Raw genomic sequence first — 243 nt, forward strand, 5'->3', positions numbered from 1 at the left:
GGGCTGAAACGGCTCAAGAGCAGGCACGCATCACTCGACAATGGCTGGCAGAACCTAGCGATGCCTTGCTCCAGGCATTGCCTTGGGCCGCGCGTAAACAACTTGCCGGGCGCATCGACACCCGCCATCAAAGCACCCAACGCCATCAAGCCGCTCAGGCTAGCCATCCACCGGCGTGTGCTGAGCCAATAACGGTCCTTGTCGAGCTCGCTCAGCTGCCGTTCCAGCACTTGGCGGGTGTCG

Annotated in this window: 1 protein-coding gene; it reads left to right on the forward strand. The window is 62.1% G+C overall.

The genetic code is table 11. The annotated features are described in order from the left end of the window. Positions 1–243 (forward strand): hypothetical protein (locus J5M56_RS26320; RefSeq protein WP_207938229.1); only part of this gene is annotated, 243 nt, incomplete at both ends.

The organism is Pseudomonas sp. 51_B (assembly GCF_017491595.1).
Taxonomy (GTDB): Bacteria; Pseudomonadota; Gammaproteobacteria; order Pseudomonadales; family Pseudomonadaceae; genus Aquipseudomonas; species Aquipseudomonas promysalinigenes.